Below are 15,249 nucleotides of genomic sequence, written 5' to 3' on the forward strand. Positions count from 1 at the left end.
GAGGGGGTGGGCGTGGGCCCGGCACCGGCCGTCGCGGCGGTGCCGGGCTGCGCCGGGTCAGCTGACGGTGAAGCCCTGGTCGGTGCCGTAGCTGACGCAGGTGTCCCGCCAGGCGTTCAGCGCGTCGGTCAGCGGGGTGTCCGACACGTACGCCTGACCGACGGTGTCGTTGAACACACTGTTGGCGTACACCTGGAACGGCAGGTAGGACCAGCCGTCGACGACGTTGCCGGCCGACTCGGCGAAGATCTCGTTGGCCTGCTGCCCGCCGAAGTACGCGAACTCGGCGCCGAGGAACTCCGGCGACTGCAGCTGCGCGGTGGTGGCCGGGAAGGCGCCGCCGTCGACCCGGATCTGCACCCCGTCGCCGGCGTTGGCGTACTCGATGAACCCGTACGCGAGGGCCTTGTTCGCCGCCGCCGACGGGACGGCCAGTGAGCTGCCGCCGTTCTCGGCGCTGGCGGTGCCACCGGCGTCCCACTGCGGCAGCGGGGCGACCCGCCACTTGCCGGCACCGTCGGCGACGCCGGAGATCAGGTTGGCCGGCATCCAGGCGCCGGTGGCGAGGCTGGCGATGGTCCCGTCGGCCAGCCCCTGGTACCACTGGTCGCTCCACGAGCTGACCGGGGCGAGCAGGTCCTCACTGATCAGCTGCTCCCAGGTGTCGGCGAACCGGGCCGAGCCGTCGTCGGTGAAGTCGATGCGCACCTCGGTGCCGTCGACCTGGAACGGCTGACCGCCGGACTGCCAGATCAGGCTGGTGGTGAAGCCGGCGTCGCCGACGTCGTTGGTGATGTACACCTGCGGGTCGGCCCGGTGCAGTTCACGGGCGGCGTCGACGTACTCGTCCCAGGTGGCCGGCACGTCGATGCCGTGCTCGTCGAAGACCTCCTGGTTGTAGAACAGCGCCATCGGGCCGGAGTCCATCGGCAGGCCGTGGACGCCGCCGCCGGTGTTCACCGACGACCAGGGTCCGGGGGTGAAGGTGTCGGCCAGGTCGCCGGCCCCGTAACCGGTGAGGTCGGTGACCGACCCGGCGAGGGCGAACTGCGGCAGCGCGTAGTACTCGATCTGGGCGACGTCGGGCAGCCCGTCACCGGCGGCGATCGCGTTCTGCAGGGCGGTGTACTGGTCGTCGCCGGTGCCGGCGTTGACCAGTTCCACCGTGACGTTCGGGTAGGCGGCCTGGAAGCCGGTGACGACCTCGGCGAGGGTCGGTTCCCAGGCCCAGACGGTCAACTCGCCGCCGGCCTCCAGGGCGGCCTGCACGTCGGCGGCGGAGACCTGCTCGTCACCGGCGGAGTCGGTCGGGTCGTCGCCGGAGCCGCAGCCGGTTAGCGCCAGGGTGGCCGCCGCGGCGACCGCGACCGCCCGCACAGTGGTGCCGTTCATGGGGTGTCCCTTCGGTGATGGGTGGTCACTCCTTGACGCCGCCGGCGGCCAGCCCCGACTGCCAGTAGCGCTGCAGGAGCAGGAAGGCCGCCAGCAGCGGCAGGATGGTCAGCAGCGACCCGGTGATGACCAGGTGGAACACCGGCTGGCCGCCGGCGGTGGCGGCCTGGGCGTTCCAGGCGTCCAGGCCGAGGGTCAGCGGGTACCAGTCCGGGTCCTTCAGCATGATCAGCGGCAGGAAGTAGTTGTTCCAGGTGGCGACCATGCTGAACAGCAGCACCGTGACGATGCCGGGAGCCAGCAGCGGCAGACAGATCTGGAACAGGGTGCGCAGTTCGCTCGCCCCGTCGCACCGCGCCGCCTCCAGCAGTTCGTCGGGGATCGCCTCGGCGGCGAACACCCACATCAGATAGAGCCCGAACGGTGTGATCAGCGACGGGACGATCACCGCCCATGGCGTGTTGGTCAGCCCGAGACGGCTGAACATCAAAAAGGTCGGCACGGCCAGCGCCGTGCCGGGCACGGCGACCGCGCCGATGACGATCGCGAAGACCGCCCAGCGGCCGACGAAGTCGAACTTGGCCAGGCCGTACCCGCCGAGGGTGGCGAGCAGGGTGGCACCGCCGGCACCGGCGAGCACGTACAGCAGGGTGTTGCCCAGCCAGCGCAGGAAGATCCCGTCGTCGTAGCGCAGCGTCTCGACGACGTTGTCCCACAGCGCGAAGTCGTCGGCGAACCACAGCCCGAACGAGGAGAACAGGCCCGGCTGCGACTTGGTGGCGTTGACCAGCAGCCAGATCAGCGGGACGAGGCTGTAGACGAGGACGATCCCGGTCAGCGCGGTCAGGGTCAGACTGCGGCCGGGCCGACGCACCCGGGTGGTGGCGGGCCGACGCACCCGGGTGAGGGCCGGCGTCATCGTCCCTCCCGGATACCGCGCAGCTGGACGAGGTACGCGATCGCCATGGTCACCAGGCCCATCACGATGGCGACGGTGGCCGAGTAGTTGTACTGCTGCCCCGAGAACGACAGCGAGTACGCGTACAGGTTGGGGGTGAAGTAGGTGGTGATCGCGTTGGGTGCCAGGTGCTGCAGGATGCTCGGTTCGTTGAACAGCTGGAAGCTGCCGATGATGGAGAAGATGGTGGCGATGACCAGCGCGCCCCGGATGGCCGGCAGTTTGATGGCGCGGATGACCCGCAGCTGACCGGCACCGTCGACCTCGGCCGCCTCGTACAGCGACGTCGGCACCACGCGCAGCGCCGAATAGAAGATGACCATGTTGTAGCCGACGAACTCCCAGGTGACGATGTTGCCGATGGACAGCAGCACCAGGTCGGGGTGCAGCGGGTCGGGCAGCGTCACGCCGAGCGCGTCGTTGATGTTGCCGACCAGCCCGAACCGGGTGCCGTACATGAAGCCCCACATCAGCGTGGCGACGACGGCCGGGACCGCGTACGGCAGGAAGATCGCGACCCGGAAGAAGCTCCTGCCGTACAGCCGACCGCTGTCGATGGCCAGCGCCACCAGCAGCGCGAGGAACAGCATGATCGGCACCTGGACGGCGAGGAAGACGGCCACCCGGCCGAGCGCCGACCAGAACTGCGGGTCGGTCAGCGCCCGCTGGTAGTTGTCCAGCCCGACGAAGGAGTTGCCGCCGATCAGCTGCCGTCGGTAGAGGCTGAGGTGGATCGCGTAGCCGATCGGCGCGATGAAGACGAGCGCGAAGACCAGCATGAACGGCGCGACGAACTGCCAGCCGGCCAGCGAGCGCCGGCGCGGCAGCCGGCGAGGTCGCGCCTGCGGAGTGGTCATCACGCCCAACCTTCGGTAGCTGAGGGGCCGCGGAGCGGCGAAGTCGATGTTTGCGCAAACATCGACCGCAGCCAGGTGATGTTTGCGCAAACATCGGGGTCCCGATGTTTGCACCGGCCCGGCCCCGCGTCAACCCCGGCCGGTCAACCCGTTCAGTTGGGCGCGGACCGGTTCGGCGTCCGGATGCCGCAGACTGTCCAGGATGCGCACCGCCGCGCCCCAGCACGCCTCGGCCGCCGCCAGATCCCCGGTGTCGTGCCCGACCTCACCCAGGCTGCTCAACACCAGCGCCTCCAGATGCCGGTCACCGAGCCGACGGAACAGCTCCAGCGCCTCCTGGTAACAGACCGCGGCCTCGTCCGGATCACCGAGATGCTGGTACGCGTACCCCAGGCTGTGCCAGGTGGTCGCCTGCCCGGGCCCGTCCCCGAGCTCGCGCAGCAGGCGCAACGCCCGACCGCACCAGTCCAGCGTCTCGGCGTACTCGCCGAGCTGGGCGTGCTGCCAGCCGACCACGTTGAGCGCCTTGCCCTCCCCCCGTCGGTCACCGGCCGCCGCGTAGAGCTCGTACGCCGTCCGCCCGTGCGCCAACGCCTCGCGATGACGCTCCTGCCTCTCTCGCAGCAACGACAGGTTCAGGTGGGTGAGCCCCTGCCGTGCCAGGTCGCCTCGGCCCTGCTCCAGCTTCAACGCGGCACCGAGATGCCCCTCGGCCTCGGCGTACCGGCTGGTCCGGGTGTACGCACGGGCGAGGTGGCGATGCGCCACCGCCGCCGCGGCGACATCACCGACCTGCCGGGCCAACTGCAAGGCGGACCGCTGCATGACGGTCAACGCCGACCAGTGCCCGCGTCGGTCCAGATAGGTGTACGTCACCTGAGTGAGATGCAGCGCTTCAGCCCTCAGCCCGGCGGCGACGGCCGCGTCGAACACCGCCTCCAGCACGGTGTGCTCGGCGGCGAACCAGGTCAGCGCCGCCTGGCTGTCCATCGGCAGTTCGGCGACGACACCGGGGCGGGCCGGACCGGGCACCGTCGGCGCCGGGTTCGGCTGCAAGGTCTGGTCGGCCTGATACGCGCTGCGGACATAGTGGTCGACCAACCGGCGCAGAGCGGCGTCAAGCGCCGACCCGGTCTCCAGCTCCCGGGCCCGTTCCGCAGCGTAGACCCGCAGCAGGTCGTGCAGACCGTGCCGCCCACCGGGGTACGCGTTCAACAGGTTCGCCCGGACCAGCTCGGCGAGCAGCGGCCGTACCCGCGCCACCGGCAGACCGGCGAGACTCGCCGCCGCCGGGGCCGACACGGTAGGACCGGGGTGGACACCGAGCAGCCGGAACAGCTGCGCCGCCGACGGGCTCAGCGCCTGGTAGGACCAGGAGAAGACGGCGCGTACCCCGAGCTGCGGATCGTCCGGCGCCAGCGCGTCGAGGCGGTGCCGGGCGACCCGCAGCTCGGTGGCGAGCGCCATCAACGGCATCTGCGGCGCGATGACGGCACGCGCCGCGACCACCGCCAACGCCAACGGCAGGCCGACGCACCGGGCGACGATCTCGTCCACCGCTGCCGGCTCGGCGGCGCACCGCCGCTGGCCGACCCGCCGCCGCAGCAGTTCCGCCGCGTCCGCCGGGTGCAGCAGGTCGAGGGTCAACGGCTGGGCGCCGTGCGCGGCGACCAGCCCGGTGAGCTGGTTCCGGCTGGTCACCACCACCAGGCACTGCGGCGAGCTGGGCAGCAGCATCCGTACGTGACCACTGTCGCGGGCGTTGTCCAGCACGATCAGCAGCCGACGACTGGCCAATGTGGTGCGGTACAGCGCGGCCTGAGCGTCCAGGTCGGTCGGCACCTGGACCGGCGGTACGCCGAGCGCGTCGAGCAGCAGCCGCAGCGCGGTGGCCGGCTCGGTCACCGAACCGTCCGGGTCGAAACCGCGCAGGTTCAGGTAGAGCTGTCCGTCGGGGAACCGGTCGGCGACCTGGTGCGCCCATTGCACGACGAGGGTCGTCTTGCCGACCCCGGCGGTGCCGCTGACCGCCACGATCCGGACCGTACCGGCCGGGGTGATCTGCCGCGCCGGGTCGGTGGCCGGCGCGAGCCGGGCGAGCTGCGCCAACTCGGTACGGCGGCCGCTGAAGTGCCCGAGCGCCGGTGGCAGCTGCCGGGGCACCGCCCGGACGACCTGGTCGACGGGCCCGACCGCCGGGTCCGTCGGCACGGTGACGCGACGCTGCTCGTCGACCCGGTCCCGGGCGCTGGCCAGCACACCACGCTCGACCGGACTGGCGCCGAGCAACCCGACCAGCACGTCGAACCGGTCCGTCGGCGGCAGCGTCTTACCGGTGAGGTACTCCGCCACCGCCGTGTGCGACCAGCCGGCGCGGGTGGCCAGCACCCGGTAGGACAGCACCCGCTGACCCTCGCGGCGGGCGTGCCGCCGCCGCAGCGCCCTCAGCAACGCGGCAAGGTCGTCCACTGTCCGCGCCCCGGCGGCGTCGCGCACCAGCCGGTCGGGCGGCCGCGTGTCCACTCCGTGCACCATCGCGACTCTCACGACCTTCACCGGTCAGACGTCACTGTGGCGACCCGCCGTGCGACGAACCGCTCCACAGCGGATGTTAGTCGATGTACGCCGATGTACGGAGATGATCGTGATCACTGTCCCGACTCCGGTCGACACCGCACCCTGGACACGCACCAAATGCACACCGGACAGAGAGGATGCCGGCCGATGTACTGGTCCACGCGGGTTCGCGGGTAGCGAAGACGCACTACGGTCAGGCGGCGGGTGACCGGACGGGACCCCGGTCACCCGCGTGTTCGTTCCCGGCGTACCGCCCACCGCAGGGTCCGCCGGCCGGCAGACTGTCCTGGTGAACGACGAGCCGACCGCCGGACGCCGGTCGCCGCGCTGGCGGACCTGGGCGCCGCTGGCGGCGCTGACCGCCGTGGTGCTGGCCGGCGGCGTGCTGCGCCTCGCCGGTGCCGGCTCCGTCGCCGACGGGGTGTGGGCGGTCGCCACGGTCGCGGCGCTGCTGCCGGCGCTGCGCTGGATGGGTCAGTCGCTGCGCCGGCGACGGATCGGCGTCGACGTCATCGCCGTACTCGCCCTGGTCGGCGCGCTGCTGGCCGCCGAGTACCTGGCCGGCGCGGTGGTGGCGCTGATGCTGGCCAGCGGGCACACCCTGGAGACGTACGCGCAGCGGCGAGCCAGCCGGGACCTGCAGGCGCTCGTCGCACACGCACCGCGTACCGCCCGGCGGCGGGCCGCCGACGGCACCGTCGCCGCCGTCGACGTGGGTGAGGTCGTCGCCGGGGACCGGCTGGTCGTCGGCCCCGGCGACGTGGTGCCGGTCGACGGCGTCGTCGAGGAGCCGGCCACCCTCGACGAGTCGGTGGTGACCGGTGAGTCACGGCCGGTGGAGCGGGCCGCCGGGGAGCGCGTCGCCAGCGGGGTGGTCAACGCCGGGGCGGCGGTGGGGCTGCGTGCCGTCGAGACCGCGCAGGGCAGCACGTACGCCGGGATCGTCCGGCTGGCCGCCGAGGCCGGTGCCGGCAAGGCACCGACGGTACGCCTGGCCGACCGGTACGCCGCCGCGTTCGTCCCGTTCACCCTGGTGCTGGCCGGAGCCGGCTGGATCGTCTCCGGCGAGTTCGTCCGCGCGGTCGCCGTGCTGGTCGTCGCCACCCCCTGCCCGTTGCTGCTGGCCACCCCGGTCGCCATCGTCGCCGGGCTGTCCCGCGCCGCACGCCGCGGCGTGCTGGTCCGCGACGGCGGTGCGCTGGAGCAGCTCGGCCACGCCCGTACCCTGCTGGTCGACAAGACCGGGACGTTGACCACGGGTCGGCCGGAGACCGCCGACGTGGTCACCGGCGACGGAGCCGACCCGACCGAACTGCTGCGGCTGGCCGCCTCGGTGGAACAGCTCTCCCCGCACGTACTGGCTGGCGCGGTGGTCCGGGCCGCCGGCGACCGGGGCCTGCGGTTGACCGCCCCGGCCGAGGTCACCGAGGATCCCGGCCGGGGTGTCCGTGGCCGGGTCGACGGCCGTACGGTGCGGGTCGGCCAGCCGGACGGGCCGCTGCCGGACTGGGCGGTCCGGGTCCGGGACCGGGCCGAAGCCGACGGGCTGTCGGCGGTGTGGGTCGGCGTGGACGGCGTCCCCGCCGGGGCGATCCTGCTGCGCGACCCGGTGCGGCCCGACGCCGCCGGCACGGTGCGGCGGCTGCGGCAGGCCGGGTTCACCCGGCTGGTCATGCTGACCGGCGACCGGCGGGAGGTGGCCGAGCGGGTCGCCGCGCAGGTCGAGGTGGACGACATCGTGGCGCGCTGCCCACCACAGGAGAAGACCGCCCGGGTACGCGACGAGTCGGCCCGCGCGGTGACGGTGATGGTCGGCGACGGGGTGAACGACGCCCCGGCGTTGGCCGCCGCCCACGTGGGCGTGGCAGTCGGCGGCACCGGAACCAGCGCCGCGGCCGGGGTCGCCGACGCGGTACTCACCGGCGACCGGCTGGACCGGCTCGCCGACGCGGTCGACATCGCTCACCGGTCCCGGCGGATCGCGGTGCAGAGCGCCTCGGTCGGCATGGGCCTGGCGGTGGTGGCGATGGCGGTCGCCGCGTTCGGCCTGCTGCCGCCGGTGGCCGGCGCGTTCACTCAGGAGGGCATCGACGTCGCGGTGATCCTCAACGCGCTGCGCGCCCTGCGCCCCGGCCGCCGCCGACCCGCCACGTCGTCACCCGGCACGCCGTGACCCAGGTCGGGCAGTGACCCTGGTTCAGGCCGCCAACAGGTCCGACAGCGCCGCCATGTGCGGCACCTGGCCACGGTGTTGCCGAGCCTGCAGCACCAGGTTGGCCACGACGAGCGACGGGTCGACCTGCGGCACACTGATTCCGAGGTGCCGGCTGACCCAGGGGACGACCTCGCTCCACCGGTAGAACAGCGCGCCGTCGCGGGCCGGATTGACCGGCGGCGGGAAACCACCGGGACCACGCTCACCGGTGACGTACCGACGGATCGACTCCCGGCTCTGGCCAACTCGCTGCGCGATGTCCGCCAGCGTCACCAGGTCCTGGTCGATCAGCCGCAGCGCGGTGAGGCCGACCGACTCGACGGCTCGGACCGCTGTCGCGATCGCGTCCGCGATGGTGTCCCCCTGCCGGTCGAACTCCGCGACGGGGAGTCCGCCCTCGACACCAAAGGCCGCGTCGTCACATCCGGCGGCGAACAGGGCATCGACCTCGTCGTTTGTCGGACTTCGATCGAGCACGAGAGTAAAGGTGTGTGTGGTCATCGTCGCACTACGCATCCCGGGTATGCCGTGCCTACAACATACCCGGGGGCGGTGCACTTGTGCACCACTTTGGGCGATCGGTCGGTGGCGGGGCGGCGGTAGCCTCGGGGCGCGTGGACCAAGGCGAGATCATCGGGTTGCTGGGCAGGGTGTACGCCGCCGCGAACAGCCACTTCGACAGTGCCGGGCGACACGTGCACCGCGTACCGTCGACGATCCCCGCCACCGACCTGGCCGCACTCGCCGCGCACGGATTCGCCCCGAACACCTTCCGCCGGTTCGAGCACGACGACGCGGTCTCCGGACTGCGCCGGCTCGCTGCCGCCGTACCGGAACGGGTCGCCGCCGACGCCTTCGTCGCCGGGCTGGGTAGCGCGTCGCGCAGCTGGCGGGCGGTGCTGCCGGCGTGGGCGCTCGGCACCACCATGCCGGCGCATCCGGGTCAGATCGGCGACCGATGCTGCGACGTCTGCTTCCTGACCGCCGAGACGACCCTCGACACCACGCTCGCCTGGTGGCAGCGGTCCAGGTCCGGGTCACCGCTGCCCGGCGACGTCTGCGGCTACCTGCTGGCGCTGGAGTCGGCGACCCCGCCGCTGCCGGCACCGCAGCCGTACGACGTGTGGGTGCTGCACGAGATCCTCGACGTGATCCGGTCGCTGCCGCCGACCACTCGGGCCGGCGGGGCGGTGCAGGCGCTCCGGGCCGCCGGGCTGCTACCCGGAGCCGACAAGTGGACGTACCGGTCGCTGTTGGAGGACCTCGCCTTCGTCGGCGTCCTGCAGACGGCGGACCATCCGGGGATGCTGACCGCGTTCACCACGGCCAGCGAGCGGGACCGGCGCCCGAGCACCCGGGTCGAGGTGGACGCGCCGCTGTCGTTCTGGCGGGCCGCCGACGGGGTGACCGAGTCGCTGGTGCGGCGACTGTTCGGGCACCTCCCCCGGCCAGCCGACCGGCCGCCGACGCCGACCTCAGCGTCGGCGAAGCCGGTGTCAGCGCGGCGTGGTGCCCGGTCGGCACCGCTGCCGGTGGCGCTGCGCGGCGAGGCCCGCGCCGGCGACCTGTACGCCGTACGCTGCCGAGAGGACGCCTGGGTGCTGGCCTACTGCCATCGGGTGGACGACCGCGGCGGGCGCCGCTACGGCCTGGTCGAGTATCTCGACGGGGTGTTCGCTGCCCAGCCGACCGCCGCCGATGTGGACGCCACGGTCGACCGGCGGTTGCGCGGCCGTGGGTCGGACCGCTGGCAGATGTGGGCGTCGCGGTTGGACGCCACCACCGGGGTACGCCGGATCGCCCGCGACATCGCTGCGCCTGTCGACGACCGGCCCGCGCCGGAGCGGGTGTCCACCGGCGGAGCGAAGGACCTGGCACACATGGCATCGTGGTGCTACCCGGACATGTGAGCAGGAATGAGCCCTCCATGCGTGTTGCCCGTACCGCCGCCGTGGCCTGTCTGATCCCCGCCGCGCTGACCCTCGCCGCCTGCGGTGACTCCGCACCCGACGCGGAGCCGACCACCGACACGTCGCCGACCGCCAGCGCAGCGCCGACCACCGCTGCCGACCCGACGGGCGACGGATCCGACGCCCCAGGCGATGGCGGTACGGCCGCCTGTGCCAGTACCGACCTGGCTGTCGACGTGATCTTTCAGCAGGCCGGCGTAGCGATGCTGGCGCTGACCAACGACTCAGCGGCACCGTGTCAGCTCGACGGTTGGGTGACACTGGCCTTCGAGCGCGCCGACCGCAGCCCAGTCGACGTGGCGCAGCGACAGGTGGAGCAGCCGGGGCCGCCGGTCGCCACTGACCTGGATCCGGGCGAGTCCGCGTTCGCCGGAGTCAAGTGGGCCGCCTGCGACCCGGCGTCGACCGACTGCGCGGTGGCGACCACGGTCCGGGTCGGCGCGCCCGGTGACAGCACGACGGTGGTCGCCCGGACCGTCGGCCTGGACGGCGAAGAGGCAGTCGGCGAGCTGCCGATCGCCGACGTGCAGATCGGCTCGATCCAGCCGTCCACCCAGGGCGTCGTCGCCTGGTAGACCGGGTTCAGGTCCCCGCTACCCGTCGACGCTTGCGCGGATCGACTCACGGGAGGCGGTCACCGTACGGCGCAGTTCGTCGACGTCGACGTCGACCAGCCTCCCGGCCGCTTTACGGATCCGGCCCCCGACCACGACCGTGTCGATGTTGCGGGCGTCGGCACCGAGCACCAGCGTGCCGACCGCGTCGTTGAGCGGCATCGTGTTGACCTCGTCGGCCCGGACCACCAGCAGGTCCGCCTGCTTGCCGGGGCTGAGTGAGCCGGTGACGTCGCCGAGCCCGTTGGTCCGCGCGCCCTGCGCGGTGGCGAAGTCCAGCACGTCGCGGGTGGTGATCCGCTGCCCCACCGGGTGATCCGTGCCGTAGGTGGCGTGCACCGCGCGCATCCGTTGGATCGCGTGCAGCGCCCGCATCTGGGTGAACATGTCGCTGGCCAGCGCCACTTCGACGTCGATGCTGAGCCCGGGTCGCACGCCGACGGCGAGCGCCTCGTCGATCGCCGGCACCGCCGTCTCCAGCCCGATCTGCGCCTCGGAGGTGGGTGCCAGCGCCACGGTGGTCCCGGTGTCGCCGATCACCTTCCATGCCTGCCCGGTGAGCCCGGTGGCGTGGATCAGGGTCACGTCCGGGCCGAGCAGGCCGGCGGTCGTCCAGCTCTCGATGGCCGCCGACGACGACTCGCCGAACACGGCGTCGACGCTGACGCCGATGCCGAGATCGCGGGCGAGCGCCGCCAGCTCCGGCCCGTAGGCCAGCGCCGGTCCGGCGATCTCGTCGGTGGCCAGCGCCGCCAACCGTACGGTCACCAGGCCGTCGTTGGCGCCGTGGAACGTCTCCCGCAGCCGGACCAGGTCGGCGGGCCACTGCTTGTCCCAGTCGCCAAAGTGCGGACCCATCGAGGCGTGCACGCCCCGGATCCCGGTGTCGATCAGGGCCTGCACCGCTGCGTCGGAGTGCGCCGCCGAGCGGGAGTTGTGCGAGAAGTCGAGCATCGTGGTGATGCCGGCGTCGAGGGCGGTGAGTGCGGCGAGCCGGGTGCCGACGTACATGTCGTGCGGGGTGTACGCGGGTGCGACGCCGGCCAGCGTCGACATCACGTACTCGCCGAGGTCGTTGACGTCCGGGATGCCTCGGCGCAGCTGCGCCTGCCAGGCGTGCCGGTGGGTGTCGACGAAGCCGGGGCAGACGATGCCACCGGTGGTGTCGACGACGGTCGCGCCGGCCGCGTCCGGGTGCGACCGCAGGTCCGGGCCGACGGCGACGATCCGGTCGTCGCGGACCAGCACGTCGCCGGAGTCGAGGTCGCCGATCGTCGGGTCCATGGTGACGACCGCGCCTCCGCTGAACAGCGTCTTCATCTTCTTCTCCTACTCTTCGTCGAGGTTCACTGGCTCTCTGTCGGGTTCACCTGCGGTGGAACACGTAGCCGGCGTGGTGCAGCACGTCGTCGCTGAACCGGCCGTACGCCCAGAAACCCAGGTCGTCGCGGTAGACGATCCGGTCGCCGTGGATCCAGAACGACCCCTGGTACGCGTGCGGCCGACCGCCGCGCGTCTCGTCGTAGCGGCCGTCGGCGGTGAGTTCCTGGTGGATGAAGCCGGTCTCGTCGATCCACATGCCGAGGTACGGGCTGTCGACGACCCGGGGGCTGCCGTCGTCGGAGCCGGTCGGGGTGGTCTCGTCGACCGTTCCCGGCGTCAGTCGGCGGCCGTTGAACAGGGCGATCTCGCCGTCGACGACGATCGCGGCGGCCTGCTCCGGCCGCCAGATGACCATCTCCACGGCGGAGTCATCGGCGCCTGCACCGGCGATCACGGCGAAGGTGGCGGGATTGCCGGGGGTCAGGGTGCCGACCCGGTCGGCGGGGCCGGTACGCAGGCCGGCGACAGCGACGCCGTCGACGACCGCCGGCACGATGGTCAGACCGGTGCAGTCGACGACGATTGCCCCGTCGTCCTCTGCCGCAGTGCGCAGGCCGGGGCCGACTGCGACGATCACGTCGCCGCCGAGCAGCAGGTCGGCGGTGGCGAAGTCGCCGATCACCGGGTCCAGGGTGTGGACGGTGGCGTCGACGAACATCAGCGGCCGACGATGATCTGTTGTGGTGTCCCCACCTGCGGTGTCGGCGGTGATCTCCGCGAGGACTGCCTCGTCGAGTGTGCGGGTGGTCACGAGAACCTCCAGTAGTCGTTCTGCTGGGTCCCCTCCACCATCGGCGCGGCGGTTCCGGCCAACCAGGCCGGCCGTTACCAGGGTGTGGCGCACCCTGGTTGGCCGGCGCCGGTGCTGGCTACCGTGGGCGGCATGCCCTCCACCGCACTCGGGGCGTTCCTCGTCGCCCGCCGGGCCCGGCTCACACCGGGCAACGTCGGGCTGACGTCCAGCGGCACCCGGCGGGTCGCCGGGCTGCGCCGCGAAGAGGTCGCGGTGCTGGCCGGGGTGAGCGTCGACTACTACACCCGGCTGGAGCAGGGCCGGGAACGCCACCCGTCGGCGTCAGTGCTGGATGCCGTGGCCAGCGCCCTCGACCTGGACGCCGACGCCCGGGAACATCTGTTCCGGCTGGCCGATGTCGCCCCCGGGTCGACCCCGACGCCGGCCCGCCCCCGGGTCGACCCGGCGCTGCGGGAGCTGCTCGACGCCTGGCCGGACACCCCGGCGATCGTGATCGACCGCCGCCTCGACCTGCTGGCCGGCAACGCGCTGGCCGACGCGTTCTACGCCGATTTCACCGAGCCGGACAACATCGTCCGGATGACGTTCCTCGACCCGGCCGGTGCCACCTTCTTCGTCGACTGGCAACGTGCCGCGCAGGCGTGCGTGGCGAATCTGCGGCTCGCGCTCGGTCACGATCCACACGACCGGCGGGTGCACGAGCTGGTCGAGGAGGTGAGCGCAGCCAGCCCGGAGTTCCGCCGGCTGTGGCAGCGCAACGACGTACGGGGCAAGACCCACGAGGCGAAGACGTTCCGACACGGCAGGGTCGGCGAGTTGACGTTGACGTACCACGCGTTCGACGTGCGGGGTGCCGCTGGCCAGCAGCTGATTGTCTACCGCGCATCGGATGGTCGCAGCGCCGAGGCGTTGCGACTGCTCGGCACCCTGGCCGTGAGCAACTGGCTGTCCTGACCGGCCGGCGACATGTGCCACTTTACCGACGGCGGTAACCCGTACTGGCAAATGTCGTTCCTGGACATCAATTGATGGCCAGCCCGCAGGGTGGGTAATGTGATCGATAACATCGATGACCATCGGTTCGATGGCCCACCCCACGACGGGCAAGGAGACACCCGATGCCAGGAACTGCGACGACACATCCACCACCCGCGGACTCCCGTCCCGGCCGGCGGCCGGCCCGACGACGCCCACTCAAGCTGCTCGCCACGGCAGCGGCGGCCACTCTCGGGCTGGCTGTCGGGATCGTGGCAGCCGGTCCGGCGGCGGTCGCGGCGGACAACCCGTACCAGCGGGGTCCGGACCCGACCCCCGCGAGCGTCGCCGCTCCGAACGGACCGTTCGCCACCGCGCAGGTCAGCGTCCCGCCCGGGTACGGCTTCAACGGCGGCATGATCTACTACCCGACCGACACCAGCCAGGGCACCTTCGGCGCGATCGCCATCTCCCCCGGCTACACCGCGCTGTTCTCCGTCGAACTCGCCTGGATGGGGCCCCGGCTCGCCTCGCAGGGCTTCGTCGTCATCGGCATCGAGACCAACGACCGCAACGACTTCGACACCGCCCGGGGCACCCAACTGCTGGCCGCGCTGGACTACCTCACCGGGCAGAGCTCGGTGCGCAGCCGGGTCGACCCGAACCGGCTCGCCGTCGCGGGTCACTCGATGGGCGGCGGCGGCGCGTTCAGCGCGGCGCTGCGGCGGCCAGCGCTGAAGGCCGCGGTCGGCTTCACGCCGTTCTCGCCTTCGCAGAACCTGACCAACATGCAGGTTCCGGCGTTGCTCTACTCCGGACAAAACGACACGGTGACCACCCCGTCGTCGGTCAGCAACCTCTACAACGGGCTGCCGTCGACGACCGAAGGTGCGTACATCGAGGCCGCCGGGCTGGACCACAGCTTCCCGACCCGGCCGAACACGCTGCTGATGCGCACGATGATCCCCTGGGTCAAGATCTTCCTCGACAACGACCTGCGGTACACCCAGTTCCTCTGCCCACTGATGGACTCCTCCGGGGTACTGCAGTACCGCAACACCTGCCCGCTCGTCCCGCCGGGCCTCCCGTCCCCGTCCCCGTCGACCGCACCGCCGACCACGGCACCGCCCACCACCGCTCCCCCGACCACGGCACCGCCCACCACCGCTCCCCCGACCACCGCACCGCCCACCACCGCTCCCCCGACCACCGCACCGCCCACGACCGCGCCGCCCACGACGGCCCCGCCGTCGGGTGCCTGCACGGCCACCTACCAGACCATCGGGTCGTGGCCGGGTGGTTTCCAGGGTGAGGTGACCGTCCGGGCCGGCAACTCGGCGATCAACGGCTGGACCGTCGGGTGGAGCCTCGGCAGCGGCCAGAGCATCACCCAGATCTGGAACGGCACCCTGAGCACCAGCGGCTCCAGCGTCTCGGTACGCAACGTGTCGTACAACGGGTCACTGCCGGCCGCCGGCACCGCGACCTTCGGCTTCCTCGGCTCCGGATCGCCGTCGACGCCGTCGTCGTTGACCTGCACCAGTCCCTGATCCC

At 72.1% G+C, this 15,249-nt stretch carries 12 protein-coding genes; 5 read left to right on the forward strand and 7 right to left on the reverse strand.

Annotated elements, in window-relative coordinates; translation table 11 throughout:
- Window positions 1–57 precede the first annotated feature (57 nt).
- The 4 genes from O7629_RS17560 to O7629_RS17575 form a co-directional block, all read right to left on the reverse strand.
- Window positions 58–1,392, reverse strand: coding sequence for an extracellular solute-binding protein (locus O7629_RS17560; protein WP_278170415.1), 1,335 nt, complete (start codon window positions 1,390–1,392; stop codon window positions 58–60).
- A gap of 25 nt (window positions 1,393–1,417) precedes the next feature.
- Window positions 1,418–2,311, reverse strand: a complete 894-nt coding sequence (locus tag O7629_RS17565) for a carbohydrate ABC transporter permease (RefSeq protein ID WP_278170416.1) — start codon at window positions 2,309–2,311, stop codon at window positions 1,418–1,420.
- Window positions 2,308–3,207 carry a sugar ABC transporter permease gene (locus O7629_RS17570; protein WP_278170417.1) on the reverse strand — a complete coding sequence of 300 codons (900 nt, stop codon included), beginning with the start codon at window positions 3,205–3,207 and terminating at the stop codon, window positions 2,308–2,310. Before O7629_RS17570 ends, O7629_RS17565 begins: the two co-directional genes overlap by 4 nt.
- Before the next feature lie 129 nt (window positions 3,208–3,336).
- Window positions 3,337–5,754 carry a tetratricopeptide repeat protein gene (locus O7629_RS17575; protein WP_278170418.1) on the reverse strand — a complete coding sequence of 806 codons (2,418 nt, stop codon included), beginning with the start codon at window positions 5,752–5,754 and terminating at the stop codon, window positions 3,337–3,339.
- A gap of 319 nt (window positions 5,755–6,073) precedes the next feature.
- Here O7629_RS17575 and O7629_RS17580 point away from each other — a divergent pair, with 319 nt between their 5' ends.
- On the forward strand, window positions 6,074–7,957 hold the full coding sequence (locus O7629_RS17580; RefSeq protein WP_278170419.1) for a heavy metal translocating P-type ATPase: 1,884 nt from the start codon (window positions 6,074–6,076) through the stop codon (window positions 7,955–7,957).
- A gap of 24 nt (window positions 7,958–7,981) precedes the next feature.
- On the opposite strand, the gene O7629_RS17585 is transcribed toward O7629_RS17580, so the two are convergent.
- Window positions 7,982–8,476, reverse strand: a complete 495-nt coding sequence (locus tag O7629_RS17585) for a hypothetical protein (RefSeq protein ID WP_278170420.1) — start codon at window positions 8,474–8,476, stop codon at window positions 7,982–7,984.
- A 137-nt stretch (window positions 8,477–8,613) separates the two neighbouring features.
- On the opposite strand from O7629_RS17585, the gene O7629_RS17590 reads away from it, so the two are divergent.
- Together O7629_RS17590 and O7629_RS17595 are read left to right on the forward strand one after the other, a co-directional pair.
- The gene (locus O7629_RS17590; RefSeq protein ID WP_278170421.1) at window positions 8,614–9,909 is read left to right on the forward strand and encodes a hypothetical protein; all 1,296 of its coding nucleotides are present in this window, start codon (window positions 8,614–8,616) and stop codon (window positions 9,907–9,909) included.
- 17 nt (window positions 9,910–9,926) lie between these two features.
- The gene (locus O7629_RS17595; RefSeq protein WP_278170422.1) at window positions 9,927–10,544 is read left to right on the forward strand and encodes a DUF4232 domain-containing protein; all 618 of its coding nucleotides are present in this window, start codon (window positions 9,927–9,929) and stop codon (window positions 10,542–10,544) included.
- Between the two features lie 18 nt (window positions 10,545–10,562).
- Here O7629_RS17595 and O7629_RS17600 read toward each other — a convergent pair whose 3' ends face one another.
- Window positions 10,563–11,903, reverse strand: a complete 1,341-nt coding sequence (locus tag O7629_RS17600; RefSeq protein ID WP_278170423.1) for an amidohydrolase family protein — start codon at window positions 11,901–11,903, stop codon at window positions 10,563–10,565.
- Between the two features lie 46 nt (window positions 11,904–11,949).
- Complete coding sequence (locus O7629_RS17605; protein WP_278170425.1) at window positions 11,950–12,717, reverse strand: Atu4866 domain-containing protein; 768 nt, start codon at window positions 12,715–12,717, stop codon at window positions 11,950–11,952.
- Between the two features lie 132 nt (window positions 12,718–12,849).
- On the opposite strand from O7629_RS17605, the gene O7629_RS17610 reads away from it, so the two are divergent.
- Window positions 12,850–13,674, forward strand: coding sequence for a helix-turn-helix transcriptional regulator (locus tag O7629_RS17610; RefSeq protein ID WP_278170426.1), 825 nt, complete (start codon window positions 12,850–12,852; stop codon window positions 13,672–13,674).
- A gap of 164 nt (window positions 13,675–13,838) precedes the next feature.
- Window positions 13,839–15,245: a cellulose binding domain-containing protein gene (locus O7629_RS17615; RefSeq protein ID WP_278170428.1), complete on the forward strand. Its 1,407-nt coding sequence runs from the start codon at window positions 13,839–13,841 to the stop codon at window positions 15,243–15,245.
- The last annotated feature ends 4 nt before the right edge of the window (window positions 15,246–15,249 follow it).

Source organism: Solwaraspora sp. WMMD792 (genome assembly GCF_029626105.1).
Taxonomy (GTDB): domain Bacteria; phylum Actinomycetota; class Actinomycetes; order Mycobacteriales; family Micromonosporaceae; genus Micromonospora_E.

Bases quoted from the DNA above. Each gene is read 5' to 3' on its own strand.
- O7629_RS17570 (WP_278170417.1), bottom strand. From the start codon at position 3,207: ATGACCACTCCGCAGGCGCGACCTCGCCGGCTGCCGCGCCGGCGCTCG.
- O7629_RS17615 (WP_278170428.1), top strand. From the start codon at position 13,839: ATGCCAGGAACTGCGACGACACATCCACCACCCGCGGACTCCCGTCCC.
- O7629_RS17565 (WP_278170416.1), bottom strand. From the start codon at position 2,311: ATGACGCCGGCCCTCACCCGGGTGCGTCGGCCCGCCACCACCCGGGTG.
- O7629_RS17595 (WP_278170422.1), top strand. From the start codon at position 9,927: ATGCGTGTTGCCCGTACCGCCGCCGTGGCCTGTCTGATCCCCGCCGCG.
- O7629_RS17560 (WP_278170415.1), bottom strand. From the start codon at position 1,392: ATGAACGGCACCACTGTGCGGGCGGTCGCGGTCGCCGCGGCGGCCACC.
- O7629_RS17610 (WP_278170426.1), top strand. From the start codon at position 12,850: ATGCCCTCCACCGCACTCGGGGCGTTCCTCGTCGCCCGCCGGGCCCGG.
- O7629_RS17600 (WP_278170423.1), bottom strand. From the start codon at position 11,903: ATGAAGACGCTGTTCAGCGGAGGCGCGGTCGTCACCATGGACCCGACG.